This window comes from Massilia cellulosiltytica (assembly GCF_047325105.1).
Classification (GTDB): Bacteria; Pseudomonadota; Gammaproteobacteria; order Burkholderiales; family Burkholderiaceae_D; genus Telluria; species Telluria orientalis.
Window position 1 is genome coordinate 4875678 of the sequence record NZ_CP168562.1, and the last position, 25928, is coordinate 4901605.

Here is a 25928-nt window from a genome sequence, read left to right on the forward strand (position 1 = left end):
CGGTTCACCGCCGCCTAATTGTCATGGCGCCGGTGCGCCGTCGCAACCCGCATCGCGCGCCGGATCGCACACGCGCGCCCGGCCCAGCATGTTGATTTTAATACGGCGGATGTGCCCGCCATGAAACAGCGACACCGTTCCCCAGCGCGCCGCCGCGCTGTTACCGTCGGCGCAACTGCGTCCCGCGCCATTGTAGGCGATATAGTACGGCCGTGCGACATTCGTGAAAGCGAAGTCGACGGCAATGCCCGGCGCCAGCGGCCCGTGTTCCGCGATCAGCTCGCCCTTCCCCGGCTGGCCGCCGACGTCGCGGTCTCGGTCGGGGTCACCGAGCACTTGCCAGCCCTGGCGCCAGTCGGCCCCGAGCGGATCGCGCGGCACCACCTTGACGTGCCGCCCGCGCGCGAGCGCCTGCGCCCGCGCGAGGTCGATGGCCGCGAACAGGTCGCCGGTGGCGGCCTTCAGCTGCTGCGTCCGCACGAGGTCGCGCAGGTCGGGCACGGCGATGGCCAGCACGATGGCGGACACGGCGAGGACGATGCACAGTTCGGGCAGCGTCACCCCGGCCGTCCGCCGGGCGCGCCTGGGAATGGATGTCACGGCCAACATCGCGCCTCCGGGTGTTCCGCGCCTTGGTGCCCGGTACTGTCGAGCGTCAGCGCGCCGCAATCGGGATCGCGGAAGCGCATGTCGACGCGGGCCGTGCCGGGACGGGCGCGGATCTCGACGCAGTCCCCGATCTCGCGGCCGGGACAGGCATGCGCGTCGAGCTCGTAGGCGCTGGCGGACGCGCTGGAGCCCGACCACCACGCGAAGCCGTCCGCGCCGGGCTCGCTCGCCGAGAACTCGACATACGTCTGATGCTGGAGGCGGTAGCGCTCCTGGCGCTGCATGGCGTCGATCAGCGCCACCTGGCCCTCGACGCGCCTGACGCGCACGGTGTAGCCGGCGTAGGACGGGTACGCGAGCGCACCGAGGATGCAGACGATGGTCAGGACGATCATCAATTCGACGAGCGTGAATCCCGCGTCATGGCCGGGTACGGGCGTGCAGCTCGTCCCAGTTCGCGATCTCGCGCCAGCCGATACGGCCGGCCGGAAGCCGGCGTTCCGGCGGCCGATCGCCGTTGCCGCGTGCGTCCTCGTTGCCATTGTCATGTCCTTCATCATCGTCGTTTCCATGTCCGCGATCGCCTCCGGCGCCGCCCGCCGGCGGCGGCAGCCGGACCAGCGACTGCAATACGACCCGCGTCGACGTCCGCATCCCGAAGCCGATGGCCGTGACGCGATAAAAGCTGCCCTGTTGCGCCACCGCCCCCGCCGGCGCGATCCTTTCGATGACGTAGGCCGGCAGCCGCGCGGTCAAGCCCCCACGGCCCACCGCCAGCACGGCGCCCGTGAACCGGCCATAGGGCACGAGCGCCCGGTTGCCAGCGTCCGCCAGGTCGAGCGCCTGCCACGCGGGCGGCGACCGCTCGCGGCACAGCCCGACGTCGTCCGCACCGCGGCCGCAGTCCTCCGCGAACGCGGCGCCGCCCGCCGGACCGAAGTGCGCGCTGCGCTCCGCCGGCACGCCCGCCGCGCCCGCGACGTCGTGCTCGGCGTCGCGCAGGGCCGCCTCGGCCGCCGCCTGCGCCACGTCGCGGTCGCGCTCGTTGCGCGCGGACGCCAGCAGGACGAACGCCCCGCGCGCGACAGCCACGCCGATCACCATCGTCGCCAGCATCAAGGTCAGCGCGCAGACGAGGGCCAGTCCGCGTTCGCGTGCGAACGTCCTCATGATGGCGGCGCCGGCACCGCGGCCGTGAACGTGAACAGCCGCCGCTCGCGCCGGCGCAGGTCCGGCGTCATACGGGCTTCGTCGAGCGAGCTGCCGGGGTCGTCAAAGCCCGCCGCGGACGCATATCCGGCACCCAGCAGGTCGTAGCGCGCGCTGCCCGGTTCGCCACGCGTGGGACGGCTGCCGTGCAGCAGCAGGCCCACGCGTACGCCGACGACGCGTTTCCAGTGCGTCCGCCGGTTGAACTCCGCCGGAGGCAGGGCGGCGAAGCCGGCATCGAGCGCGTCGATCCCCGTCGCGTTCACATAGAGGTTGGGCGTGCCGTCCGGCGGGTCGTCCGTATCGACGCCGTACAGCACCTGGAAGCCGTCCACGCCGCCGACCACCGCGTCCGCGCTCCAGTGCGCGGCGCCGCGGTATTTGCAGTGCAGCTCGGCCTCGCCTTCACCGTTGCGCGCCACGTAGAAGATGCTCCAGCCCTCCTCGCCCGCCGCGACCGGGAAGCCGGCGCAATCGACGGCACTGGCGTCGCCGGGAAAGCGGACGGCCAGCACGTCGCTGCCGTTGACGGCGGCCGGCAGCGGATCGTCGACGGCGGCCGTGGCACGGGACAAGGTGCGCGCATCCAGTCCCGCGAGGCGTGCCGGGGCATTGTCCGCGGCAGGGTCGGCCAGCATGTCGGGATCGGCGGCGCCGGCCTGGCGTATGGCGCGGCCGATGAGGTCGATGGCGAAGCGTCCGCCGTCCTCCACGCCGCCCGACTCGGCCTGGGCCGCGTATGCGCCGTTCGCGAGCACGAGCAGGCGTCCGGCCATCAGCACGATGCCGAGGCCGATCGTCAGCGCCACCATCAGCTCGACCAGCGTCAGGCCACGCTGATGGATCCATGCGTTCATGGCGCCGCTCCCGCCAGCGGCATCATCAGCTTTGGGGCACCGGTCTCGCTGTCGCCTTGCGCGCGCCAGCCGAGCTTGACGACGACGGGCGCGCCGTCTTTCCCGTCGCAGGTCCAGGGCAGTGCGCCGGCGGCATCGGGCCCGCCCGCGTCGCGGCACACGCGGATGCGTCCCCCGGGGAAACCGGCCGCCACGGCCTCGGCCACTTCGAACACGTCGAAGCGCGCCAGGTCGTCCCCGTCGCAGTCCGTGTCCGCATAGCACAGCGCCGGTGCGGTCGGCGCACCACCGGCGCTGGCGTCATAATCGAGGTGGAGATAGGGGTTGTCGGACTGCACCAGCGCACCGGGATTGGCGCGCATGCGCTCGGCCAGCGAGCGTGCCAGGCGGGTGCCGTCGGACAGGCGGGCCGCGTCGCGCGCAGAGCGCACGGCCAGCGTCTGCAGCGCGGCCGCGCCGGCGATGCCGAGCGCGACGACGAACAAGGCGACGAGCACTTCGACCAGTGTAAAGCCCGTGCGCACGCTCAGTGGCGAACCCGACAGCGACCGCATCGACGACCTCCAGCGTTGCGTTGAACAGAGCTGAAAAGGTAACAGTCGAGCTCCGGCAAGCCGTGTGGCGACTCAACCGTGAGGAGGGAACTAAATGCGGTGAAAAATGACGCGCTTATTTGCGCGGCTGGCCCACTTCGGCGATGGCTTCCTGGAACTCGGCCAGGTCTTCGAAGTTCTTGTAGACGGAGGCGAAGCGGATGTAGGCGATCTTGTCGAGACGCTTGAGTTCCTGCATCACCAGTTCGCCCACGTGGCCCGTGTCGACCTCGCGCCGCCCGCTGGTAAGAAGTTTTTCTTCGATGGAGGCGACGGCGCGGTCGATGGCTTCGGCCGCCACGGGACGCTTGCGCAGCGCGAGCATCAGGCTGCCGCGCAGCTTGGAGGATTCGTATTCGGTACGGCTGCCGTTCTTCTTGACGATGAACGGCATCGAGAGCTCGATCCGTTCGTACGTGGTGAACCGCTTGTCGCACGCGACGCAGCGGCGCCGGCGGCGGATGGCGTCACCTTCCTCGGATACGCGGGTATCGAGGACCTGGGTGTCTTCATGCTGACAGAACGGACATTTCATGGGGCTCGTAGAGGGCGCCGCAAGGGCGCCCTCCCTATCGCTTTACGCTTCGTAGACCGGGTACTTGTCGGTCAGTTGCTTGACTTCCGCCTTGACGCGCTCGATGGTCGCGGCGTCGTGCGGGTTGTCCAGCACGTCGGCGATCAGGTGGCCGACCTTGACGGCGTCTTCTTCCTTGAAGCCGCGGGTCGTGAAGGCCGGGCTGCCCAGGCGGATGCCCGACGTCACGAACGGTTTCTGCGGGTCGTTCGGGATGCCGTTCTTGTTGCAGGTCATGTGCGCCTGGCCCAGGATAGCTTCCGCTTCCTTGCCGGTCAGGCCTTTCGCACGCAGGTCGACGAGCATCACGTGCGACTCGGTACGGCCCGAAACGATGCGTAGGCCGCGCGAGATCAGCGTCTCGGCCAGTGCCTTGGCGTTCTTGACGACCTGCTGCTGGTAGGCCTTGAATTCCGGCGACAGCGCTTCCTTGAAGGCGACCGCTTTACCGGCGATCACGTGCATCAGCGGACCACCCTGGATGCCCGGGAAGATCGCGGAGTTGATGGCCTTCTCGTGCTCGGCCTTCATCAGGATGATGCCGCCGCGCGGGCCGCGCAGCGACTTGTGCGTCGTCGACGTGACGAAGTCGGCGTGCGGGACCGGGTTCGGGTATTCGCCTGCGGCGATCAGGCCGGCGTAGTGGGCCATGTCGACCATGAAGTAGGCGCCGACTTCCTTCGCCACGCGGGCGAAGCGCTCGAAGTCGATGCGCAGGGCGAAGGCGGAGGCGCCGGCGATGATCAGCTTCGGCTTGTGCTCGCGCGCCAGGCGTTCCATCTGCTCGTAGTCGATGTCTTCCTGCTCGGTCAGGCCGTAGGAGATGACGTTGAACCACTTGCCCGACATGTTCAGCGCCATGCCGTGGGTCAGGTGGCCGCCTTCGGCCAGCGACATGCCCATGATGGTGTCGCCCGGCTTCAGCATCGCGAAGAACACGCCCTGGTTCGCCTGCGAACCCGAGTTCGGCTGGACGTTCGCGGCTTCGGCGCCGAACAGTTCCTTCACGCGGTCGATCGCCAGCTGCTCGGCGACGTCGACGTATTCGCAGCCGCCGTAGTAGCGCTTGCCCGGATAGCCTTCGGCGTACTTGTTGGTCAGTTGCGAGCCCTGGGCCTGCATCACGGCCGGCGACGTGTAGTTCTCGGATGCGATCAGCTCGATGTGGTCCTGCTGGCGCTTGTTTTCCTTCTGGATGGCATCAAACAGTTCCGGGTCAACCTTGGCGAGCGTGTGATCTTTTGCAAACATGAAAAAACTCCAATCGATAAGAGAACCAGGCAACGGTCAGCGCTGAACAGGCGGGAGCCGAAACACATGCGGGGCAGCCGCGATACCAACGCGTACCAGTCGGTGGCTGCCCAGGCGAACGGCAAGTTTGGAATCTCACGTTCCCCGGTGGGTGCCCACCTTCGCCACGCGCCGGCAGGCCGATCGCTCCTGATCGGACGGCAGCGCACGGTTTTCGCCAGTCACGTGAGATGTAAATGGAACCTCGGATTGTACGGGATTGTGCGGCTGCCAGGCAAGGAAACCGATGCCGACCTGTCAACCCGGCCTCGGGCGCTGCCCCGCGTGGTCATTTCAGCTACAATCTCACGGTTACAACCTGCCAGGCAAAAACCAAAATGATCGTTTTCATCACCGGCGCATCGGCCGGCTTCGGCGCCGCCATGGCGCGCACTTTCGTCAAGAACGGCCACCAGGTGGTGCTGGCGGCGCGTCGCAAGGACCGTCTGGATGCGTTGGCCCGGGAACTGGGCGAATCCGCCCTGCCGATCGCGATGGACGTCACCGACAAGAATTCGATCGAGGAAGCGCTGTCGATGCTGCCGCAATCCTGGCGCCAGATCGACGTCCTGATCAACAATGCCGGCCTGGCCCTGAACACGAAGCCGGCGTACGAGGTGCCGCTGGAAGACTGGGAAACGATGATCGCCACGAACATCAAGGGCCTCGTCACGATGACGCACGCCCTGCTGCCCGCGATGGTCGAGCGCGGCAATGGCCTGGTCATCAACATCGGCTCCGTGGCCGGCCGCACCCCGTATCCGGGCGGGAACGTGTACGGCGCCACCAAGGCATTCGTCGAGCAGTTCACGCTGAACCTGCGCGCCGACCTCGCCGGCACCGGCGTGCGCGCGACGAACATCGCGCCGGGCCTGTGCGGCGGCACCGAGTTCTCGAACGTGCGCCTGCGCGACGACGCGGCCGCGGCCAAGGTCTACGAAGGCACGCAGCCGCTGACGGCCGAAGACATCGCCGAGACCGCCTACTGGATCGCGTCCCTGCCGCCGCACGTCAACATCAACCAGATCGAGATGATGCCGACCTGCCAGGGCTACGGTCCGCTCAACATCAAGCGCAACCTGGGCTGAGGCGTCAAGCACAAAAATCGGCCGACCGGCGAACGAATTGTTTTCGCTTTGTAACAGCGGCGCCGGCCAAAATGAAAAAGTGCTACAGTTGCTGGCTTGGCATGAGCCTCTCACATTCTCACGCCGGCCACTCATACCCAAGTATATGTACCCTGGCGCACGTATAACGGGTATAAATGGCGTAAAATGTTTCCCATTTTCATTTATGGCAGCTGAAATGCCTTCAGTTTTCACCTGGACAGTTCGCGTCTATTACGAGGATACGGACGCCGGCGGCATCGTGTACTACGCCAATTACCTGAAGTTCTTCGAACGTGCGCGCACCGAATGGCTGCGTTCGCTCGGCATCGATCAGCACACCCTGCGCGACGAGGACGGCGCGCTGTTCGTCGTGCGCAATGCCAGCGTCGACTACGTCGCGTCCGCGCGCCTGGACGATGAAGTGAAACTGACCCTGAACGTGGAAAAGCTCGGCCGCGCGTCCGTCGAGTTCGACCAGCAAGCCTGGCGCGGCGATACGCTGCTTGCCAGCGCCGATGTCCGGGTCGGCTGCATCGATGCCGTCACGATGCGTCCACGTTCCCTCCCCGACCTTGCCGCTGCTAAAATGCGTGCCGCCTGATCATCCATTTGACCAAATATATATCCAATGAACGCAGTCCAAGACCTCTCATTCATTGAACTGATCCGCCATGCCCACGTGCTGGTGCAGTTACTGATGGCCCTGCTGTTCGCGATTTCCCTGATGAGCTGGACGTATATTTTCCGCAAGCTGTTCGCGATCCGCGCGGCACGCCGCCAGACGGAACAGTTCGAGCGCAGCTTCTGGGCCGGCGGCAACCTGCACACCCTGCACCAGAGCGCCAGCAGCCAGCGCGACCAGAGCGGTCCGCTGGCCCGCATCTTCGAAGCGGGCATGGGCGAGTTCATCAAGGGCAAGCAGGCGTCGCGCGACGCGCTCGACATGGGCGCGGTGCTGGACGGCGCCCGCCGTGCGATGCGCGCCGCGTTCCATCGCGAACTGGACCAGATGGACACGCACCTGAACTTCCTGGCGTCGGTCGGTTCGGTCTCGCCGTACATCGGCCTGCTCGGTACCGTGTGGGGCATCATGAACGCGTTCCGCGGCCTCGCGAACGTGCAGCAGGCCACGCTGGCCACGGTTGCACCGGGCATCGCCGAAGCGCTGATCGCGACCGCCATCGGCCTGTTCGCGGCCATTCCGGCCGTGGTCGCGTACAACCGCTTCACCCACGACATCGACCGCCTCGCGATCCGCTTCGAAAGCTTCGTCGAGGAATTCTCGAACATCCTGCAGCGCCAGTCGCGCTGATCGCCGTCACGAGGAACCGACATGGCCTTCAACAGCAGCCTGCGGGGCAGCCGTCGCAAGCTCAAGTCCGAGATCAACGTCGTGCCGTACATCGACGTGATGCTGGTGCTGCTCATCATCTTCATGGCGGTGCCGCCGACGCAGAACCCCAGCGAGATCAAGCTGCCCAGCGCCGAGCGCTCGACGCAGCCGCCGGACGACTACATCCAGGTCGCGATCAAGGAGAATGCCCAGCTGCAGATCGGCATCACGGGCAAGAATCCGCAGCCGCTGGAAGACGTATCGAGCCGTTCGACGCTCGTCACGCGCCTGCGCGACCTGCACGCCGAGCATCCGGATTACCCGGTCTTGATAGCTGGCGACCGCGACAGCAAATACGATGACGTCATCCAGCTGATTTCGGAAGCCAAGAAGATGGGTATCACCCGCGTCGGCCTGGCCACGAAGTGAAGACGAACTGATGTCAGCAACGAAGCAGACCAACATCGGCAACGGCGCGCCTTACAGCGTGCCGCCTGAACCGAACCGCTGGCCGGCCATCGGCCTGGCGGTGGGCGTGCACGCCATGTTGCTGGCGTTCCTGTGGATCGGCGTGAGCTGGCAGAACAATGCGCCCGTCGCCGTCGAGGCGGAAATCTGGGACGTGACGACGCAGACCGCCGCGCCGCCGCCCGCCCCGGCGCCCGAGCCGGAACCCGAACCCGAGACCCCGCCGCCGCAACCCGCGCCGAAAGCCGTGGAGCCGCCGCCCGTCGTCGAAAAACCGCAGCCGAAGGCGCCGGACATCGCCCTCGAGCGCGAAAAGAAACGCAAGGAAGAATTGAAGCGCAAGCAGCTCGAGGAAGAGCGCGAACGCGAACGCGAAGAACAGCGCGCCGAGGAAAAGAAAGCGAAGGCGCTGGCCGAGAAGAAGGAACGCGAACTCGAAGAGAAGAAAGCCAAGGCCGACGCTGAAAAGAAAGAAGCCGAGCAGAAGAAAAAAGACGAAGCGGAAAAGAAAAAGAAAGAGGAAGCCGAGAAGAAGAAAAAGGCCGCCGCCGAACAGAAGAAACTGGAAGCCGCCCGCGCCGAGGAAATGCGCCGCATCACGGGCGCGGCCGGCAATCCGACCAGCACCGGCACGGCCGAGAAATCGACGGCGCCGCGCATCGACAAGGGCTATACCGCGGCCATCACGGCCAAGGTGAAGGGCAATACGTCGTACGCGGGCAGCCTCGACGAACCGGGCAATCCGACGGCGACGTTCCGCGTCGAGCAGTTGCCGACCGGCGAGATCATTTCGGTCAGGAAGATCAAGAGCAGCGGTGTGCCGTCATTCGACGATGCGGTCGAAAAAGGCATCACCAAATCGTCCCCACTGCCCAAGAAGAAAGATGGTACGGTAGAGCGTTCCCTCGTGATCGAGTTCCATATGAAGGACCTGCAGTGATCGCGTTCCGACCTTAACCATTGCTGAGAGAAACATGAAGAAACTACATACCCTGCTGTTTTCGGCCACCCTCCTGATGGGCGTGGCTGCACATGCCCAGCTGAAAGTCGAAATCGCCGGCGTGGGCAGCAACCAGATCCCGGTCGCAGTCGCGGCATTCGCCGACGAATCGGTGGCACCCGAACAGGTGTCCGCCATCATCCGCGCCGACCTCGAACGCAGCGGCGTGTTCAAGGTCATCGACGCGCGCCAGGCCATTTCCGACACCGCCAACATCGACCTGGCCGCCTTCAAGGCCAGCGGTGCCGACGCGCTCGTCGTGGGTTCCGTGCAGCGTCTCGCGGACGGCCGCTTCCAGGTACGTTATAAACTGCTCGACACCGTCAAGCAGTCGCAGCTGTCGCAACTGTCCGATGCCGTCACGGCGCGCAACACGCGCCTGGAAGGCCACCGCATCGCCGACGACGTCTACGAAAAACTGACCGGCGTGCGCGGCATCTTCTCGACCCGCATCACGTACGTGAAGCAGGATCCGGCCGCGCGCGACTACAAGCTCGTCGTGGCCGACGCGGACGGCGAAGGCGAACAGGTCGCCGCGCACGGCCGCGAGCCGATCATCTCGCCGTCGTGGTCGCCGGACGGCACGAAGGTCGCGTACGTCTCGTTCGAACTGCGCAAGCCCGTGATCTATGTGCAGAACCTGGTGACGGGCCAGCGTACCGTGGTCGCCAACGAGAAGGGCAACAACTCCGCACCGGCCTGGTCGCCGGACGGCTCGAAGCTGGCTCTCGCCCTGTCGAAGACCGGCAATACGCAAATCTGGATCGTGAACGCGGACGGCAGCGGCCTGCGCCGCGTATCGAACAGCAACGGCATCGACACCGAGCCGCAGTTCTCGCACGACGGCCAGTCGATTTACTTCACCAGCGACCGCAGCGGCGGTCCGCAAATTTACAAGATGAGCGTGAGCGGCGGGCAGGCAACCCGCGTCACGTTCAACGGCAACTACAATATCAGCCCTCGTGTATCCCCGGACGGCAAGACGCTGGCGTGGATTTCGCAACGCGATGGGGGTTTTTCCCTGTATGCGATGGACCTGGCTTCCGGTCAGGAACAACGCTTGGCCGATGGGGCCACCGAACCGAGTTTTTCGCCGAACGGCAAATACATCATGTATGCGACGAAGGGTGGCGGGCGTACCGCATTGGCCGTTGTGTCGGTCGACGGACGTGTCAAGCAGCGCCTGAGCACCCAAGCGGGAAACATTCGGGAGCCCAGCTGGGGCCCGTTTATGAAGTAAAAACTTTTGACCAGGAGAAAAACCATGCGTAATGTAAAAAGTGTAGCGTTCATCGTGGCTGCTGCCGCCCTGCTGTCGGCATGCTCGTCGACCAAGCTGCAGGAAGCCCCGAAAGTCGAAGAAAAGCCGGTCGCTCAGGCAACCCCGCCGGCTGAACCGGCACGTGAAATCAAGCCGGTCGAAACCGGCAGCGTCGATCCGCTGAACGACCCGAAAGGCGTTCTGGCGAACCGCAGCGTGTACTTCGACTTCGACAGCTACGTTGTCCGTGACGACGGCAAGCCGGTCGTCGAGAACCACTCGGCTTACCTGACCAAGAACCAGCAGCGCAAGGTCCTGATCCAGGGCAACACCGACGAGCGCGGCGGCACCGAATACAACCTGGCCCTGGGCCAGAAGCGCGCCGAAGCCGTGCGCAAGTCGATGGCTGCCCTGGGCGTGTCGGACAGCCAGATGGAAGCTGTTTCGCTGGGCAAGGAAAAGCCGAAGGCCACCGGCCACGACGAAGCTGCCTGGGCTGAAAACCGCCGCGCGGACATCGTCTACCAATAATCGGGACGCTGTCTTGCCTGCCTGAGAGCTGGCGCTCCCGGCAGATTTGACAGCGGGGCGGGATGCGGTGCAGACTGCATCCCGCCCCGTTTCCATTTGGATTCCCAAGTTTTCATAGGTCTAGAAAAGTCATGATGATCAAACTGTCCCAGTTCCGCCTCGCCGCCGTCGCCCTCGCCCTGACCGCCTGGCTGCCCCTGCAGGCGAACGCCGGCTTGCTCGACGACGATGAAGCCCGCAAGGCGATACTCGACCTGCGCGCCAAGGTCGATGCACTGGCACGCGACATCAACGCCCGCGTGGACACGAAGGCCGACAAATCGATCGGCGTCGACATGCTGAACCAGCACGAACAGACCATGCAGGAAATCTCGCGCCTGCGCGGCCAGGTCGAAGTCCTCGCCAACGAGATCGCCAACGTCCAGAAGAACCAGAAAGACCTGTACGCGGATCTCGACGCCCGCGTCAAGAAACTCGAACCGCGCCAGGAAACGATCGACGGCCAGACCGCCGAAGTCCTGCCGTCCGAAAAGAAAACCTACGACGGCGCGATGGACCTGTTCAAATCGGGCGACTACAAGGCCGCGGCCGGCGCCCTGCAGGAGTTCGTACGCCGCTTCCCCGACTCGGCCTATGCCGCCAACGCCCAATACTGGCTCGGCAACGCCTATTACGCGCAGCGCGACTACAAGAACGCGATCGCTGCCCAGGAAGCCGTCGTCGCCAACTACGGCACGAGCGCGAAGGCCCCGGACGCCATGCTCAACATCGCCTCCAGCTATACGGAGCTGAAGGACAAGAAAAATGCCAAGAAGGCCCTGCAGCAGCTCGTGTCGAAGTTCCCGGACTCGGCCGCCGCGCAAGCAGCCAAGGACCGGCTGGCGGCGCTGAAGTAAGCCGTTTGACACGACCGCAGTTTCCCCCTATAATCTTGCTTCTTTCGGGTCGTTAGCTCAGTTGGTAGAGCAGCGGACTTTTAATCCGTTGGTCGCTGGTTCGAGCCCAGCACGGCCTACCAGAATTCAGCAGTAGCAAAGCAAGGCGTTACGAGTGATCGTGACGCCTTTTTTGTTTTGCGCTGCAGTTCTCCTCTCTTATCTGCTGTGCCGTTTTGCGACGCGCAGCCGCCCATCTGCTGCCACTGCGCGACGCAAAAACTTGCGTTTTGTCACTGTCTACGTGCAATTTAATCACTACATTCAAGAACTTCGTCGCAAGTTCAGACGCGCGCCAACAGCCACTTCAAGCACCTCGAATTCAACAATGCGCAGCTCAACGAATGAGTAACTACGATGACTGACCTGCAAGCACTGCTGGAAGTTCACCAAAGTACCCGCCTGTTGCGCTTGTCGTTCCCGAGAAACGACGGCCCGCGAGTCAAGCTGATGGTGAACCGGTTCGAAGGCACGGAATACCTGTCGCGCGACTTCGAATTCAAGGTAGAACTCCTGAGCGACGACGGCAGGATAGAACTTGAGGCGATGCACGGCAAGCTGCTGTGCGTCTCGCTAGTGCAGGCGGACGGCAGCCTCCGTCCCTTCACCGGTTATGTCACGTCGTTCAAGCTGGTCAAAACGGATGGCGGCATCGCGTTCTACGAGGCCGTGCTGACGCCGTGGCTGGCGTACACGCGCCTGCGTCGTAACAACCGGCTGTTCCATGCCAAAAGCCTGCGCGCGCAGGCGGAGACGATCTTCGCTGGCTACAACGGACTACCTGCGTGGGAATGGGAAGTCACTGGCGAACAACCGCAGCTCACGATGACACCCAATGGGACGAAACCGACCACAACTACTTGTGCCGGCGTTGGGAAGCGGCGGGCTACAGCTATTGGTACGAACAAAGCCGCGAAGGCCATACGCTCAGGGTGTGCGACGACACCCGCGCCGCGCCGCCGATCGAGGGGCCGTCGCCCGGTATTCGCTTTCACCGCGCCGGTGGCGCGGTCGAAGAGGATGCGATCGGCGAGTGGAATTGAAAGCAGGAGGTCATTAGCGCGATTCGGAAACATTTTCAGGATCGCGGGTCGGTTGTCGACTTTGAATAATGGCATGCATCGCGAATAGAAATTAATAATGCATACTATTAAGTTAGATCTGAAGCAAGGCTCGGTCTCTGTCGATTCGGCACTCATAGTCGTTGACGGAAAAGGCGTCCTCGCCGAATCTATCGCAAAGATATGTTCGCCACCGGTTCAAACAGATGAGGGGCGAACACAATATCGCTTGTTAAGAAAAACCAGTGTTTGCGGAAAATCGGCCGATAGCGTGATTGAAGTCGGAGAAGGAAGAGTGTGCGCCGTAACCTTTTTATTTGATTTTATCGAGTTTTTCGCATCCAGCGTTCTTGAATCAAAAGCACTAAAAGCTTGCGAGAAGTCTTTAAATCTGCATTTTATAAGCAATCATCCAAGTACCGCCTGTTTAGCCTCCTGCGAATGGGGGCAGGCCATATTTTTTTACGATGCTAAACAAGGCGATCTAAGCTTGGAAATCACATTCCAGCGCAGTTCAAATAAATCCAATTTACACGCCTGAGAGACGGCTTGACAACTCTAGGGCAACACACTTCGACGCAATCATATGCCGCTGCCGCGAGCAAAGCGAAAGATGATTGCGCGCATAGCCAAAAAGTGAGGAAATTAATCTCAGCCTTATCGATTTTTCAAACAGTCACTAAGGAGCCGCTGATTAATTCATCCGCCCCAAGTGCCACTGGTCCTGCCCGTCTGCGATAATTTCAACTTGTCCAACGCAGTCGTGTCGTTCATGCAGAAGAGCTTTTCCGACCTTGAATACGCGAACAAGAAGAAGCTGACGCGGCGCGACCGCTTCCTTGCGGAGATCGAAAAGGTCGCGTCAGGGGACAAGCTGCAGCAGGCATTCGAACCGTTTTATCCCAAAGTCGGTGGTCATTTTTGTCGCAAAGGGCACTTCTTTCCAATCCTCACTTGGGAACGGACGGAGGTTTACAGTATTTCATTGAAGATGGCGATAAACCAAAATTGACCAAAGGCCCCGTTTTAAAATCTCGATATGACAACATTAAACATCTACTTTTCTCCAGACAATGGCGTCATGCGCACCGATGATCAGGTATTGGTCTTCCCAGGACTTGAACGATCGGAATTCGACCGTGGCCTTGGACAGCACATGAATGGCGGAAAGTCCGCCCCGGATTACGTCGTGTATGGCCCCACGTCAGTTGTGTTGTGGGAGCAACGCTTCTTGGTCGGCCTCAGATTCTTCAAAGACGTCGTACAAGCGGTCACGCTGACGCTCGAACAGGGCCGAGTGGCCGTCTTGGGTTATGACGCCACGGAAAAAGACCTTCTGGCCGAGAAGAAAACACTTACAACAGTCATCTCCAAGCATCTGGCGTGCTTGCCTTCATCGACATCACTCGGCGCCGATGTATTCGAGTTCCCTTGGGGAGGCATAGTTTCGAGAGCCGACCTGAAGTCGACGTGGTGTGGCATCGAGGTTTGGTATAAATAACCGTGCGTCTTTGGGGGAGTGTATGGTTGCAATAGTCCATGTCCACTTCCCGAACGATGACGCTCGCAATCATAAGAATATAGTTCGATGGCGTTGTAACCGTCGAGTCGTTAATGCATGTTGCTAAACTTGAAACAAAGTCGGGTTTTGATAGATTCGTTCGCTATGGGTTTTGACGGAAAAGCGCACTTCTCGGATCTATCGCGAAACTATATTCACTACTAATTCAAACAGATGAGGGACGAACACAGTATCGTTTACTGAGAAAATTTAGTATTTTCGGAAAATCCATCGATGGTGTGATTGAAGTTAAGAAGGAAGACGTCGTGTTGTAACTTTTTTATTTGATTTGATAGAGTTTTTTGGATCTAGCGTTCTTGAATCAAAATACTAAAAGCATGCAAGAAGTCTTTAAAGATGATTTTGCGAGCAGCAATCCAGGCATGACCTCCTTAAATTCCTGCGAATGGAGACAGGCCACATTTCTTTATGATGCTAAGCAAGGCGATCCAAGTATAGAATTACATTTCAGCACAACTCAAACGAAACCATTTAAATTATGACAAGTAAAAATATAGAGCAGAATTTCTGAAAAATTTGTGATCCTTCTCGTTTTGCGAACTGCTTTTCCTAATTTATGATACGAGCAGGCTTTCTTGGCCTGCTCAGCGGGATGAATGTTTCAGCACGCGCCTAATCCGGCTAGTTGAATAGACCCTATGGTCTGAGGACGAAGAACAAAAGCAGCTTGTCCTACCTATAGTGGAACGCGACGTTGTAGCGAGAGAAATAATCACACGTGACAAGAAACAGCAGAAGCGACTCCAACTATTCTTTAAACGAGTTTACAAACAGATGGGACTTGACAACTGATGGCCGCGATCAGCCGGGCGACCCGCCGACCCGCTATCGTCATCGATTTCACTGGAGTGCCAAATGTCATTAAAAATTATTACTGTCGGATACAAAACCGACCATGGCGGCACAGTTATTAGCGGTTCGCCCAACCACGATATCAGGGGAGGAGCGATCGTACGACTGGGTGATAAAGTTGATTGTCCGCTGCCCTACCCTGGTGGCAAACCGCACGGTGTAAACAAGATCATCACCGCCCAGAACACACTGACAGTCGACGGGGTGCCCGTTGCGGTCGAGGGATGTAGGACTGAATGCGGGTGCAAGCTGATCGGCAGCTTGCCTGCGACGGTCGGTTGAAGGCTTTATGCGGTATTGCCATGCCGATCGAAAAATACCTGGCCAATCTCAAGACGACACGATGATCTCGGCAGTTACGGGCCGCCTTGGGACTTGTAGAGGCCAGTTAGTGTGAGAGACAGCCCGGCATGGCCTGACTGCTCAGTTGCATCTATCAGCTTCCGCGAAGCGTTCAATCGCATCTAGACGCGGAAGAACTGGTCGAAATGCCAAATCGTTGCCGACCTCCGAGGAAATAAATTATGTCGAAGAACAAGTTAGTCATCGTAGATTTAAACCATGTCATCGGAGCGGCGCTACCAGTCTCCGACCGGACGTTCTACCAATGCGTTAACTGCTGGAGCATTCTCCGGTCGCACCCTTCGGACAATGAGTACTGCGTCTGCGGAAATGTCTCCCTTGATGTTGATGCCGGAAGGGCTGGGGCTAGGGACGAGCAGTTGCTTCGAGTGTTGCAGATCACTCATGCAGACTGATTCGAACGCGTGGTCTCACCCATCGCTGTGGAGAGTACAACCTAGTTCAACTACACCCCGTTGGGCCAGCGAAGACGCACAGATCATTCAACATTTCAATGGCGGTAGTCCGCTGGATGATGCAGGGCTTGTTCCACTAACAGCATAGTGCGCACGTAGGCTGAAAAATTCTGCTGTGGAAGGTGTGTATTTGAAATAAGAGGCAACGGCCTGAACGAAACACTTGTCATATTTGCGCGCCCGCTCACGCCGTCATGGCCCGCAGCGCCTCGAAATCGTCCGGATCACGTTTGATCCTCTCCGCCGCCGCATGGATCTTGCGGTAATAGATCCCGTTCCGCACGCCGCGATAATCCATGTACGCTTCCACGATCGGGTCCGCCCGCTTTTCGCGCTTGGCCCTGTCGATCAATGCCTGCAAATAGCGCGTCCCCATCTGGATGTTCGTCGCTTCGTCGATGAACGCCGGACTCGCGTGAAACGCATCCGCCTCGGCATACAGCGCCGGCTCGGCGCAGCGCTGAGACGTTGGCTTGCACAGGTTATCGAGCCGGAACAGTTCGCGGTTCGCCACCTTCAGCAACTGCATCAAACCCCGCGCGCTGCTGCCCGCCGGCTGGGCGCAAGCGTCGAAGCGCGATTCCATGTAGATCTGGCAGACGATCAGCTCGTCCGGCGCGCAGGAGCGGTTGTTCTCGTGCACGAGCCGGCGGATCTCGCGCAGGCGCGCGAGGGGTTCGGTGCACACCATCTGGTCGGCCATGTCGTCACCTGTCTCGTTACGTCATGCGCTTCATGGTCTTACCCGTACCGCATGCGTCGTTTGCGCTCGCTCAGGCGGGGTGATCGATTGAACTCAAGTATCCTTCAACCCTGACCGCGATAATTTCCGTTTGGAATGCTCCCGTTCCGCCACCAAGGAATCCGACCGCCATGCCTCCCCTCGACCTTTCCGATACCCTCGTGGTCGGCATCTCCGCCACCGCCCTGTTCGACCTGGCGGAAGCCGACGCCATCTACAAAGCCAGATCCATCAAGAATCCCCAAAGCGCGTTGGAGGAATATCGCGCCTACATGCTGGAGCGCGAGAACGAACCGCTGCGCGACGGCACCGGCATGGCGCTCGTGCGCGCGCTGCTCGGCTTGAACCGCTATGCGCCGTCCGAGGCGAAGCCGCTCGTCGAAGTCGTCGTCATGTCGCGCAACAGCCCCGAGACCGGCGTGCGCGTCTTCAACAACATCCGGTCGCGCGGCCTGCCGATTTCGCGCCATGCGTTCACCGGCGGCGAGTCGGTCGTCGATTACCTGGACGCCTTCGCCGTCGACCTGTTCCTGACGACAAATGTCGAAGACGCCCAGCGCGTGATCGATGCGCAGGCCTGTGCCGCCGCAGTGTTGAAACCGCCGCCGCACGCGGCCGAAGCGCCGCCGGAAGACCAGGTGCGCATCGCCTTCGACGGCGATGCCGTGCTGTTCGACGACTCCAGTGAACTGGTCTACAAGACCGAGGGCCTCGACCGCTTCCACACGATCGAGGACGAGAAGCAGAACGAACCGATGCAGGACGGTCCGTATGCGATCCTGCTGCGCCGGCTCGCACGCCTGCAGGAACGGCTGCCGTTCGGCGCCGACGTGTCGCCCGTGCGGATCGCCATTGTGACGGCGCGCAGCGCGCCGGCCGAGATGCGGGTCATCAATACCCTGCGCCACTGGGGGGTGTACGTGAACGAGATCTTCTTCCTCGGCGGTGTGCCGAAGTCGAAGGTCGTCAAGGCATTCCGCGCGCACCTGTTCTTCGACGACCAGGACCTGCACCTGGATCCGGCCGCGCGCCACGTCCCATCCGGACGCGTGCCCTACCGCTCGGACTCGCCGCTGTTCACGCCGTTGCCGCTCGACCTGATCGCGGAACCGCCGGTGCTGGTCGAAAAAGTCGAAGCCAGCTGACCTGGAGCCGCCGCTCCGCGCACTTCAAACCGGGCGGCAGCGACCGCCCGGCCATCCTCTCCCACCAGTTTCACTTCATGCTCGCCCGCCAGCGGCGCCCACGTGGCGCCCCGGTCGGCCGGGCCGGCATCCGTACCATCGAGTTGCCAGCGCAGGCCCGCGCCGCCGTAGGCACGCAGGCTCACGCGCTGCAGCGGTGCCGGGATGTCCGGATCGAGTGCGATGACGCTGTCCGCCGCCGGATACACGATGCGCGGCGCGCGCTTCGCCGGCGGCAGCATCTCGACCAGCGCGACTTCCGTGCCGCGCGCGAACCATTCGCTGCGCTCGGGCTCCACGGCCGGCGCGAAGCGGACCGTCTGGCGCACGACACCAGGCGGCGCGGCGGGCGGCCTGCTCGGGCGGTCGCGGTGCAGGTAGTCCATCACGTCGCGCCACGCGGGCGCCGCGCCGGACACGCCGGACACGTCCCACATCGAGCGGCCGTCGAAATTCCCGACCCACACGCCGACCGTGTAGCGGTCCGAAAAGCCCACGCACCAGTTGTCGCGCATGTCCTTGCTGGTGCCCGTCTTCACCGCGCTCCAGAATCCGGTGGCGAGTTCGTTGGAGAGGCCGAACGTCGTGCTGCGGGCCGCGCGGTCGGACAGGATGTCGGCCACGATGAAGCTGGCGCGCGCATCCAGCACGCGCCGTTTGCCGTCCTGCACGCCGCCGTTCGCCAGGATGCGATAGGCCTGTGCGAGTTCCAGCAGGCTGACGTCGCCCGAGCCCAGCGCCAGCGACCAGCCGTAGAACTCCGGCGCCTCGGTAAGACTCGTGATGCCGAGCGCGCGCAGGCGCTCGTGAAAGCGTTCGAGCCCGGTCAGCATCAGCGTGCGCACCGCCGGCACGTTCAGCGAGCCGGCAAGGCTCGTGCGCACCGACGCCGCATCGCGATACTGGTGGTCGTAGTTCTGCGGCACGTACAGGCCGCCGACGGTCGGGATGTCGACGGGCGTGTCGTCCAGCAGCGACGCCGCCGTCAACTGGCCCCGTTCCAGCGCCAGCTCGTATAAAAACGGCTTCAGCGTGGACCCGGCCTGGCGCAGCGCCGTCACGCCATCCACTTCGCCTGCGCCGCCGTTCGCGACATAAGCCAGCACGTCGCCGCTGGCGTTGTCGATGACGATCACGGCGCCGTCGCCGACGTTGCGTTCGGCCAGTTCGGCGAGGTGGCGGCGCAGCGTAGCGACGGCAAAGCGCTGCAAGCCCGCGTCGAGGGTGCTGCGCACCACGCTGCCCGAACTGGAGCCCACTGCGCCACCGAGGCGGCGCACGAACTGCGGCGTCACACCCGTCGGCGCGGATGCCGGCGCGGATGCCGTGCGCGCGAACGCCGCGTCGACTTCCCACTCGATGGCCGCGCAATCCGTGCGCGGTTCGAGCTCACCCGCGAGCTCGCGTGCGAGCGCGCAGGCGCGCTTCGCGACCGTCCGCGGCGGCGCCGTCGGCGCGCGCAACAGGCTCGCGAGGATCGCGGCCTCGCCCGCGTCCAGCCCGGACGGCGCCTTGCCGAACAGGTTGCGCGCGGCGGCGCCGATGCCTTGCAGCTCGCCGCGATAGCTGGCCAGGTTCAGGTAGGCTTCCAGGATCTGGCGCTTGGTCCAGCCGGCTTCCAGTTCGCGCGCGGCGAGCGCCTGGTCCCATTTGCGCGCCCACGTGCGGCCCTTCGACCGCGGCGCCAGCTTCGGATCGAGCAGGCCCGCGAGCTGCATCGTGATCGTCGATGCGCCGCGCGTACGCTGCTGGCCGAACAGGTTGTCCCATGCAGCCTTGCCGATGGCCTGGAAGTCGATGCCGCCGTGTTCCATGAAGCGCTGGTCCTCGGCCTGGAGCACGGCGCGGCCGAGCGTGGGCGAGATGTCGTCCAGCGCCACCCAGCCGAGCCGCCGGCCCGCCATGTCCACGCGCACCGTGGCGAGGATCTCGCCGTGGCGGTCGAGCAGGGTCGTGTCGGATGAGCGCCACGCCGCCTTCACTTCCTGCGGCGTCGGCACGGCGGCATGTACCGGCAACGCCACCAGCAGCAGAAGCCAGGCCAGGATCTTCATCACTGCACCGTCATGCCCGCGTTCGGCACTTCGCCGAACATCTCCGGCGCGTACATGGCTTCCACGCGCGTGGTCGGCAGCGCGAAGCGGCCCTCGTTGTTCAGCCGCACCGTGTACTCGACGGTGAAGCGGCCCTTCGGCACCCATTCGTAGTACGCGCGGTAGCCGGTGTGCAGCCGCTCCTCGAACGCCGGCCACGTCCAGCCGGTGCGGCGTTCGCCGGCCGTCGCGATCTGCGAATCGCGGCCCAGGCCCGATCCGAGCACGCTGGCACCGGCCGGGATCGGGTCGTCGACGACGACCCACGTCATGTCCGACTGCGCATCGATGTCGAGATGGACGCGGTAGACGTCCCCGCGCGACCACGTGCCCTTGACCTTCTGCTCGACCGGCGTGACGGTGCGCGCGATGCGGTAGCCGGACGACAGCGGGGCCTTCAACGGCACGGCCGCCAGGCTCTGGACCGTCGCCCACGGCTTGCCGCTGCCCAGCTGGCGCATGGTCAAGGTGCCGCGACCCTGCGGCCAGGCCTGCAGCACGGTCGTGGGCACGGTCCCGGTCCAGCTGACGGGTTTTGCATCCGCGCCCGTGACGACGAGGTTCGCGCTGCCCGTCACCGGCTCGCGCTCGTAGGTCTCGGAGAAGCGCTTGAGCGCGACGGTGCCCCAGGCGTTGGCCGTCGTCGTGTCCCAGTGGCCGTGCTGCTGGCGGCCCAGGGCGCCGCGCGCGAGGCGGCCGGCGTCGACCTTCCACGCGGGATCGTCCAGCGTCGCCAGCAGCAGGCGGTTGGCGTTCACGTCGACGGACGTCATGAGCCACCACCAGCCATCCGCGCGCTCGGTCGAAAAGCCCATCGTCGTGCCCTGCAGGTTCAGGCGCGCGCGCAGGATCTGGCCGGCCTGCGCCAGGCGCTGGTCGCGCTGCGGCAGCGCCGGCGTGCGTTTCAGGATCAGATACCAGTCGATGACGGCGGACGTGGGCCACAGGTTCGGCTGGACCTCGATCGAGTCCAGCATGGCCGGCTGCACCTCCGTATCGCGCGACAGCGCTTCCAGCGCCGCCAGCTTGCGCACGGCCAGTTCGCCCGTCGCGCGGCCGCTGCCGCGCACGATCTTCCCTTCGACGAACGCGGCGAGGCCCGCTTCCATGCGGCCGCGCAGCCCGTCCGGGATCGCGTAGCCCGCTTCATGCGTCACCGACAGCACATAGGCCGTGAGCACGTCGCTGCCCTCGTCCATCGGTGCGAAATACTTCACCAGGCCATCGCCGTCCAGGTGCGACGGCAAGGTCGCGACGACCGTATCCCACATCGCCTTGTCCTGCAGCGCCACCGCACGCGACGTGCGCTGTTCGAAGCACGTGTACGGATACGCCGTCATGTAGTCGCGCACGCCCGGCAGGTCGCTGCCGAGGCGCGCCTGCAGGGTCGTGCGGATGCCGCCGCGGCCCGGCAGCGCATCGGCCGGACGCTCGACGGGCATCGTCTTCGTGCCGTCGATCTGCACGAGCGTCGCCTGCAGGGTGCGGACCGGCACGGCGACGTTCACCTGCTGCGTGACGCGCATGCGGTCGCTCGCGCCCTCGCCTGCCGCCGCCACGTCCCACTGCAGCCTCGATGCCCCTGCCGGCACCGCGTAATCCCAGCCCGCTTCGCGCGATTCGCCCGGCGCGAGCACGATGTCCTGGCGCGGCAGCGCCTGCGCCTTGCCGCCATCCGCGGTCACGCCGGCGTCCAGACGGATGGCCAGCTGCCGGTCGGACGCGTTGCGCAGCGTGAACCCGGCGCGCAGGCGGTCCCCTTCGCGCACTTGCGGCGGCAGGCCGGAGACGAGCATCAGGTCCTGCGACGTGCGGATGTCCGTGCCGCCCGTGCCGAACCGGCCCGCGCCGCTGCTCGCGACGGCGACGATGCGGAAGGACGTCAGCGAGTCGTTCAGCGGCACGTCGACCTTCGCCTCGCCGTTCGCATCGAGGACGACCTTGCCCTTCCACAGCAGCAGCGTCTCGAACAACTCGCGCCCGGCGCCGCGGCCGCCGCCCCCGCCGTGGGGGAACGCCTTGCGGCCGAAGTGGCGCTTGCCGACGACCTGCATCTGTGCCGTCGACGTCTCCACCTGCAGGCTGCGCTCGTGCATCATCGTCTCGAGCAAATTCCAGCTCGTGTTGGGCATCAGTTCCAGCAGGCCGGCATCGACGGCGGCCACGGCGACTTCCGTACCGGCCGCCGGCCGCGTGCCGTCCGGGTCGCGCACGCGGATCGTGACCTGCGCACGCTCGCGCACCTTGTACACGGGTTTATCGGCCGCGACGTCGACCTTCAGTTCGTGCCCCTTCCACCCCACGCGGAGCGGCGCGATCCCGAGTTTGTAGGCGGGCTTGCCCAGGTCGACGAGCGCCGTCGGCTGCACGCCCGCCACGCGCCCGCGCACGACGAGGGCCGACACGAACACGTTCGGCGCATAGCTCGCCTTTACGGGAATCGAGATCGTCTGGTCGCGGCCGGACAGGCGCCGCACGTACGTGTCGAGGATGCCCTCGCGCTCGACGGTCACGAGCACGGTCGCGCGGCGGAACGGGCTGCGCGCCTGGAAGCGTGCCTGCTCGCCCGGTTCGTAGCGCTTCTGCGCCGGCAGCAGGTCGATGCGGTCGTGGTCCGCGTTCGCGAACCACTGTTCTTCATCGCCCGCCACGTACACCTCGCGATGGGTGGCCGCCACGCGTTGCTGCGGATCGGTCGCTCGAGCGCGCAGGATCAGGTCGCCGTCGACGGGCGCCTTCACGTTGCACAGGAGCAGGCCGCGCGCGTCCGTCGTGCCGCTGCACGCCTCGCCGATGCGCTTGATCTCGGCGCTGTGCTCATAGGCGTAAAAGCCGCCGACGAGACGGCGCCGGTGCGAATAGGTCGCCCGCTTGAGCAGGTCGACCGTCACCGGCACGTTCGCCACCGGCTTGCCGGCGACGTCCAGCACGACGGTCTGGAATTTCAGCGCATCGCGGCGCAGCAGCCAGCCATCGGGCTTGATGCCGACGACGTACGCGGATGGCCACAGCGGCACGCGCGTGGAGACCGTCAATGTCTCGCCGTTGGCGTCCTGGTACGACAACTCGGCCAGCAGGCTTTTCGGGCGCTCGATCGCCGGCAACTTGTCGACGACGATGCGCGCCCCGCCCGCGCGGTCGAGCTGCAGGCTTTGCGTGCGCGCGACTTCCTGGCCGGGCGTGCCTTCCGATTCCGCCTCGTCCTCGCCCTCGCTACCCTGGTCGACGACGCCTTCGCGCACGTCGCCCGCCCCCAGCGCGAACTCGTCGTAGTCGGCGAACTGCACGCCGGTGTCCTGCACGACGCTGCGCAGTTTCACCGGCGCCAGGCCCGCGGGACCGCCCGACAGGTAACTCACCTGCGCATCGAGCGTGACGGCCTGCGGCGCCACGGCGGGATGCTTCGGCCCCGCCAGTTGCGCCTTCATCGTCGGCACGCGGAATTGCTCGACACGGAAATCGCCCGCCACCTGGCCGCCGATCAGCACGTCGTACACGCCGAGCTTCGCTTCCGCCGGGATCGCCCACTCGCCCTCGGCGCTGCCGTTCGCATCCCAGCGCAGGGAAAACTCGACTTTCTCGCCGCTGCCCTGGTGGACGAGGAAGCCGCGCGCGGGCAACGCCGTCTTGTCCGTGCCGAGTTCCTGCGCGCGCCAGTCGCGGACTTCTTTCGGCGCCGGGTCCTTCGCGCGCACGAAGGCGAAACCTTGCTGCGTGCGGCGGCGCAGGTAGTGCTTCATGTGGACGGTCTCGCCGGCGCGCAGCAGGGTGCGGTCGAACACGGTGGCGACGATGCGGCTGTCCTCGTCGCGGCTGCCCGTGGGCAGGTTGAAGCGCCACGCCTCGATGCCCTGCTGCCAGTCGGACAGGGTGAACGTGAAGTCGTCGCCGCGCGCGGCCGTCACGACGTAGATGTCGCCCTCCTTGCAGCGGGCATGCGGCAGTGCCTGGCGGATGCGCGCGATGCCGGCGGCGTCCGTCGTGCCGGTCCACAGCAGCCGCGCGCCGCAATCGCGCACTTCCACGCGCGCGCCCGCGACGGGCTGCCCCTTGTCGAGCGACGTCACCCACACGAGCGACGATTGCGCGCCGAGCTTGAAATGCGCGGCCAGATTCGTGACGAGGGCCGCGCTGCGCACGTACGCGGTGCGTCTTTTCGGATCCAGCGCGGCGCCCAGGCGCGGGCTTTCCAGTTCGACCGCGTAGAAGCCGGGCTGGCGCAGCGGGATGCCGATCACTTCGAACGCGCGCCGGCCGAGCGGTTTCGGGAGCGTGAAGCGCTGCAGCGCGTCTGCCTTGGCGCCCTTGAAGATCGACACCTTCAGCTGGTCGCCTTCCGGCTGGCCGGGATTCAGGCCGCCGTGCGGCCCCGCGACCTTGCGCAGCCACGTGAGCACGTCGGCCGTGCGGCTGGCGTCGAGGCGCATGGCGACGCCGTTCGTGTGCATGCGGCCGGCGAGCTGCGCCTCGACGTTGCGCACGGTGACGGGCAGCAGGCGGTCGCCGTTTGCCTCGATGATGCCGAACGGCGCCGCGAACTTGACGAGCGGCGGCTGCTCGCCCGTGCGCACGGCCAGCGGGAAGCGGCCCGCATTGACGAGGGACCGGCCCGCATCGTCGCGCAAGTCGGCCGGCAGGTGCAGCGTGAATCTTGCCTGTTCCGGGAACGGCCCAGGCACGCTGACCTGGGCCACGAAGTCCGGCGTCCGTCCGCCTTCCTTGTCGATGCGCGCCGGCCAGCGCTTGCCGCCCGGTCCTTCCAGATACACCCTGGCCGCGTCGGCCGCGCGCACGGGCGCGCTGAAGTCCACGCGCATCGGCTGGAACGGAATGCATTGGGACCGCGCGTTGACTTTCTCGCAGTTGAAGCGGGCCGTGAAATCGGCGCGCGTCTTGAACGAGAGCGTCTGGTCTTCGGCCGTCGCGATGCCGTTCGGCGCAGCCACGCCGGCGCCCCAGACGAGGGCGACTTCCGCATTCGACGGCAACGTGCGACGGCATTGCAGCACGACGATGCGGGCCAGGCGGCCGGCCTTGTCGTCGGCGCGCAGTTGCGCGTCCGTGTACGGTCCGATGTCTTCCTTGCCGCGGTCCGCGACGACGACTTGCCGGACGAACCAGCGGTCGGTGCGCAACACCTGTTCGCGCTGCGCGCCCTGCACCAGGGTCACGCCGATCTTGTCGCTGGCGCCGTCCGCGCGGCACCACGCCTGTTTCCGGATGCTGTCGGCCGACGCGGGCGCGGACAGCGCGAGCACGAAGGCCTGTTTCTCGTCGATGCCGGACGCGCCTTCATGCGGCAGCGTTTCCAGCACGGCCGGACCGCCCGTGGCGACGGTGAATGCCTGCGTCCCCGCCAGCGGCTGTCCGGCCAGGTCGAGCACGCCGGCTCTCAAGGTGAAGCGGCAGCTCGTGGCGCCCGGCAGGTCGCGTTCGAAGTCGTAGCTCCACGTCTGCGCATCGACCCAGCGGCCGCTGCCCGGCACGGCGCACGCGACGTCGAACGGGGTCTCGGCGCGCAAATCGCCGAACGCCACCATCGGCTGCGAGAACCGCGCGACAGCCTGGCGCACGCGCCGCACCTGCCCTTCGGGCGAAAAACCGGACACGGTGGTCTGCGCCCACGCGCCCGACCAACAGCACAACAAGACGAAGCACAGCAGGCGGCGCAGGACGACCATGGGTTCTCCGGGAGATGGCGGACGGACGACGGCTGAGTGTTGCAAACTCGGCTTGCAGTGTCAACAACGTTTAACAATTAGCAACGCAATGTGGCGGTCATGCAAACCTGCATGATTGGATATAAAATGCGGCTCTTATATTTCCT

The 25928-nt window shown here is 64.4% G+C and carries 23 protein-coding genes, 1 tRNA gene, 2 pseudogenes and 1 riboswitch; of the genes and pseudogenes, 16 read left to right on the forward strand and 10 right to left on the reverse strand.

Annotated elements, in window-relative coordinates; all coding sequences use genetic code 11:
* Positions 1–21: 21 nt before the first annotated feature.
* From ACEN9H_RS21265 to glyA, 7 genes are all read right to left on the reverse strand, one after another.
* Positions 22–609, reverse strand: coding sequence for a GspH/FimT family pseudopilin (locus ACEN9H_RS21265; RefSeq protein WP_413671978.1), 588 nt, complete (start codon positions 607–609; stop codon positions 22–24).
* Entirely contained in the window at positions 597–1121 is a 525-nt protein-coding gene (locus ACEN9H_RS21270; protein ID WP_413675616.1) for a type IV pilin protein, read from the reverse strand. The genes ACEN9H_RS21265 and ACEN9H_RS21270 overlap by 13 nt, the downstream gene beginning before the upstream one ends.
* The gene (locus tag ACEN9H_RS21275; RefSeq protein ID WP_413671979.1) at positions 1030–1779 is read right to left on the reverse strand and encodes a PilX N-terminal domain-containing pilus assembly protein; all 750 of its coding nucleotides are present in this window, start codon (positions 1777–1779) and stop codon (positions 1030–1032) included. The genes ACEN9H_RS21270 and ACEN9H_RS21275 overlap by 92 nt, the downstream gene beginning before the upstream one ends.
* Positions 1776–2675: a PilW family protein gene (locus tag ACEN9H_RS21280; protein ID WP_413671980.1), complete on the reverse strand. Its 900-nt coding sequence runs from the start codon at positions 2673–2675 to the stop codon at positions 1776–1778. The genes ACEN9H_RS21275 and ACEN9H_RS21280 overlap by 4 nt, the downstream gene beginning before the upstream one ends.
* On the reverse strand, positions 2672–3229 hold the full coding sequence (gene pilV, locus ACEN9H_RS21285; protein WP_413671981.1) for a type IV pilus modification protein PilV: 558 nt from the start codon (positions 3227–3229) through the stop codon (positions 2672–2674). Before pilV ends, ACEN9H_RS21280 begins: the two co-directional genes overlap by 4 nt.
* Before the next feature lie 115 nt (positions 3230–3344).
* Positions 3345–3803, reverse strand: a complete 459-nt coding sequence (gene nrdR, locus ACEN9H_RS21290) for a transcriptional regulator NrdR (protein ID WP_056127307.1) — start codon at positions 3801–3803, stop codon at positions 3345–3347.
* Between the two features lie 42 nt (positions 3804–3845).
* Positions 3846–5093, reverse strand: a complete 1248-nt coding sequence (gene glyA, locus ACEN9H_RS21295) for a serine hydroxymethyltransferase (RefSeq protein ID WP_056127306.1) — start codon at positions 5091–5093, stop codon at positions 3846–3848.
* A 101-nt stretch (positions 5094–5194) separates the two neighbouring features.
* Positions 5195–5328: riboswitch (ZMP/ZTP riboswitch) on the reverse strand.
* Between the two features lie 142 nt (positions 5329–5470).
* On the opposite strand from glyA, the gene ACEN9H_RS21300 reads away from it, so the two are divergent.
* From ACEN9H_RS21300 to ACEN9H_RS21370, 15 genes and pseudogenes are all read left to right on the forward strand, one after another.
* Positions 5471–6220: an SDR family NAD(P)-dependent oxidoreductase gene (locus ACEN9H_RS21300; RefSeq protein ID WP_413671982.1), complete on the forward strand. Its 750-nt coding sequence runs from the start codon at positions 5471–5473 to the stop codon at positions 6218–6220.
* Positions 6221–6437: 217 nt separating this feature from the next.
* Positions 6438–6842: a tol-pal system-associated acyl-CoA thioesterase gene (gene ybgC / locus ACEN9H_RS21305; protein WP_413671983.1), complete on the forward strand. Its 405-nt coding sequence runs from the start codon at positions 6438–6440 to the stop codon at positions 6840–6842.
* Positions 6843–6869: 27 nt separating this feature from the next.
* Entirely contained in the window at positions 6870–7553 is a 684-nt protein-coding gene (gene tolQ / locus ACEN9H_RS21310) for a protein TolQ (RefSeq protein WP_036237603.1), read from the forward strand.
* Positions 7554–7574: 21 nt separating this feature from the next.
* Positions 7575–8003 (forward strand): biopolymer transporter ExbD, encoded by a 429-nt coding sequence (locus tag ACEN9H_RS21315; protein ID WP_371772070.1) that lies wholly within the window; start codon positions 7575–7577, stop codon positions 8001–8003.
* 10 nt (positions 8004–8013) lie between these two features.
* Positions 8014–8982, forward strand: a complete 969-nt coding sequence (tolA, locus tag ACEN9H_RS21320; RefSeq protein WP_413671984.1) for a cell envelope integrity protein TolA — start codon at positions 8014–8016, stop codon at positions 8980–8982.
* A 34-nt stretch (positions 8983–9016) separates the two neighbouring features.
* Positions 9017–10282 carry a Tol-Pal system beta propeller repeat protein TolB gene (gene tolB / locus ACEN9H_RS21325; RefSeq protein WP_413671985.1) on the forward strand — a complete coding sequence of 422 codons (1266 nt, stop codon included), beginning with the start codon at positions 9017–9019 and terminating at the stop codon, positions 10280–10282.
* A 24-nt stretch (positions 10283–10306) separates the two neighbouring features.
* Complete coding sequence (gene pal, locus ACEN9H_RS21330) at positions 10307–10834, forward strand: peptidoglycan-associated lipoprotein Pal (RefSeq protein WP_056127287.1); 528 nt, start codon at positions 10307–10309, stop codon at positions 10832–10834.
* 134 nt (positions 10835–10968) lie between these two features.
* Positions 10969–11730, forward strand: coding sequence for a tol-pal system protein YbgF (gene ybgF, locus ACEN9H_RS21335; protein ID WP_056128372.1), 762 nt, complete (start codon positions 10969–10971; stop codon positions 11728–11730).
* 46 nt (positions 11731–11776) lie between these two features.
* Positions 11777–11852 (forward strand) — tRNA-Lys (locus ACEN9H_RS21340).
* Positions 11853–12219: 367 nt separating this feature from the next.
* Positions 12220–12531 (forward strand): annotated as a pseudogene (locus tag ACEN9H_RS21345) (contractile injection system protein, VgrG/Pvc8 family); the annotation flags it as partial.
* Positions 12532–12560: 29 nt separating this feature from the next.
* Positions 12561–12812: a contractile injection system protein, VgrG/Pvc8 family gene (locus tag ACEN9H_RS21350; RefSeq protein ID WP_413675617.1), complete on the forward strand. Its 252-nt coding sequence runs from the start codon at positions 12561–12563 to the stop codon at positions 12810–12812.
* A gap of 97 nt (positions 12813–12909) precedes the next feature.
* Positions 12910–13371 carry a hypothetical protein gene (locus ACEN9H_RS21355; RefSeq protein WP_413671986.1) on the forward strand — a complete coding sequence of 154 codons (462 nt, stop codon included), beginning with the start codon at positions 12910–12912 and terminating at the stop codon, positions 13369–13371.
* Positions 13372–13602: 231 nt separating this feature from the next.
* A pseudogene (locus ACEN9H_RS21360) lies at positions 13603–13746 on the forward strand (IS5/IS1182 family transposase); the annotation flags it as partial.
* A 123-nt stretch (positions 13747–13869) separates the two neighbouring features.
* The gene (locus tag ACEN9H_RS21365) at positions 13870–14331 is read left to right on the forward strand and encodes a hypothetical protein (RefSeq protein WP_413671987.1); all 462 of its coding nucleotides are present in this window, start codon (positions 13870–13872) and stop codon (positions 14329–14331) included.
* Positions 14332–15267: 936 nt separating this feature from the next.
* Positions 15268–15546, forward strand: coding sequence for a PAAR domain-containing protein (locus ACEN9H_RS21370; protein WP_413671988.1), 279 nt, complete (start codon positions 15268–15270; stop codon positions 15544–15546).
* A 720-nt stretch (positions 15547–16266) separates the two neighbouring features.
* On the opposite strand, the gene ACEN9H_RS21375 is transcribed toward ACEN9H_RS21370, so the two are convergent.
* Positions 16267–16785: a lytic transglycosylase domain-containing protein gene (locus ACEN9H_RS21375; protein WP_413671989.1), complete on the reverse strand. Its 519-nt coding sequence runs from the start codon at positions 16783–16785 to the stop codon at positions 16267–16269.
* Positions 16786–16955: 170 nt separating this feature from the next.
* Between ACEN9H_RS21375 and ACEN9H_RS21380 the strand changes: the two genes are divergently transcribed.
* Positions 16956–17969 (forward strand): 5'-nucleotidase, encoded by a 1014-nt coding sequence (locus tag ACEN9H_RS21380; RefSeq protein ID WP_413671990.1) that lies wholly within the window; start codon positions 16956–16958, stop codon positions 17967–17969.
* Here ACEN9H_RS21380 and pbpC read toward each other — a convergent pair.
* Positions 17879–20062, reverse strand: a complete 2184-nt coding sequence (gene pbpC / locus ACEN9H_RS21385) for a penicillin-binding protein 1C (protein WP_413671991.1) — start codon at positions 20060–20062, stop codon at positions 17879–17881. The genes ACEN9H_RS21380 and pbpC overlap by 91 nt on opposite strands.
* The gene (locus ACEN9H_RS21390) at positions 20062–25782 is read right to left on the reverse strand and encodes an MG2 domain-containing protein (protein WP_413671992.1); all 5721 of its coding nucleotides are present in this window, start codon (positions 25780–25782) and stop codon (positions 20062–20064) included. Before ACEN9H_RS21390 ends, pbpC begins: the two co-directional genes overlap by 1 nt.
* Positions 25783–25928: the final 146 nt, after the last annotated feature.

Excerpts from the sequence above, each read along its gene's own strand:
- ACEN9H_RS21265 (WP_413671978.1), bottom strand. The coding sequence starts at position 609 with ATGTTGGCCGTGACATCCATTCCCAGGCGCGCCCGGCGGACGGCCGGG.
- ACEN9H_RS21275 (WP_413671979.1), bottom strand. The coding sequence starts at position 1,779 with ATGAGGACGTTCGCACGCGAACGCGGACTGGCCCTCGTCTGCGCGCTG.
- ACEN9H_RS21280 (WP_413671980.1), bottom strand. The coding sequence starts at position 2,675 with ATGAACGCATGGATCCATCAGCGTGGCCTGACGCTGGTCGAGCTGATG.
- pilV (WP_413671981.1), bottom strand. The coding sequence starts at position 3,229 with ATGCGGTCGCTGTCGGGTTCGCCACTGAGCGTGCGCACGGGCTTTACA.
- nrdR (WP_056127307.1), bottom strand. The coding sequence starts at position 3,803 with ATGAAATGTCCGTTCTGTCAGCATGAAGACACCCAGGTCCTCGATACC.
- glyA (WP_056127306.1), bottom strand. The coding sequence starts at position 5,093 with ATGTTTGCAAAAGATCACACGCTCGCCAAGGTTGACCCGGAACTGTTT.
- ACEN9H_RS21300 (WP_413671982.1), top strand. The coding sequence starts at position 5,471 with ATGATCGTTTTCATCACCGGCGCATCGGCCGGCTTCGGCGCCGCCATG.
- ybgC (WP_413671983.1), top strand. The coding sequence starts at position 6,438 with ATGCCTTCAGTTTTCACCTGGACAGTTCGCGTCTATTACGAGGATACG.
- tolQ (WP_036237603.1), top strand. The coding sequence starts at position 6,870 with ATGAACGCAGTCCAAGACCTCTCATTCATTGAACTGATCCGCCATGCC.
- ACEN9H_RS21315 (WP_371772070.1), top strand. The coding sequence starts at position 7,575 with ATGGCCTTCAACAGCAGCCTGCGGGGCAGCCGTCGCAAGCTCAAGTCC.
- tolA (WP_413671984.1), top strand. The coding sequence starts at position 8,014 with ATGTCAGCAACGAAGCAGACCAACATCGGCAACGGCGCGCCTTACAGC.
- tolB (WP_413671985.1), top strand. The coding sequence starts at position 9,017 with ATGAAGAAACTACATACCCTGCTGTTTTCGGCCACCCTCCTGATGGGC.
- pal (WP_056127287.1), top strand. The coding sequence starts at position 10,307 with ATGCGTAATGTAAAAAGTGTAGCGTTCATCGTGGCTGCTGCCGCCCTG.
- ybgF (WP_056128372.1), top strand. The coding sequence starts at position 10,969 with ATGATCAAACTGTCCCAGTTCCGCCTCGCCGCCGTCGCCCTCGCCCTG.
- ACEN9H_RS21350 (WP_413675617.1), top strand. The coding sequence starts at position 12,561 with ATGGGAAGTCACTGGCGAACAACCGCAGCTCACGATGACACCCAATGG.
- ACEN9H_RS21355 (WP_413671986.1), top strand. The coding sequence starts at position 12,910 with ATGCATACTATTAAGTTAGATCTGAAGCAAGGCTCGGTCTCTGTCGAT.
- ACEN9H_RS21365 (WP_413671987.1), top strand. The coding sequence starts at position 13,870 with ATGACAACATTAAACATCTACTTTTCTCCAGACAATGGCGTCATGCGC.
- ACEN9H_RS21370 (WP_413671988.1), top strand. The coding sequence starts at position 15,268 with ATGTCATTAAAAATTATTACTGTCGGATACAAAACCGACCATGGCGGC.
- ACEN9H_RS21375 (WP_413671989.1), bottom strand. The coding sequence starts at position 16,785 with ATGGCCGACCAGATGGTGTGCACCGAACCCCTCGCGCGCCTGCGCGAG.
- ACEN9H_RS21380 (WP_413671990.1), top strand. The coding sequence starts at position 16,956 with ATGCCTCCCCTCGACCTTTCCGATACCCTCGTGGTCGGCATCTCCGCC.
- pbpC (WP_413671991.1), bottom strand. The coding sequence starts at position 20,062 with ATGAAGATCCTGGCCTGGCTTCTGCTGCTGGTGGCGTTGCCGGTACAT.
- ACEN9H_RS21390 (WP_413671992.1), bottom strand. The coding sequence starts at position 25,782 with ATGGTCGTCCTGCGCCGCCTGCTGTGCTTCGTCTTGTTGTGCTGTTGG.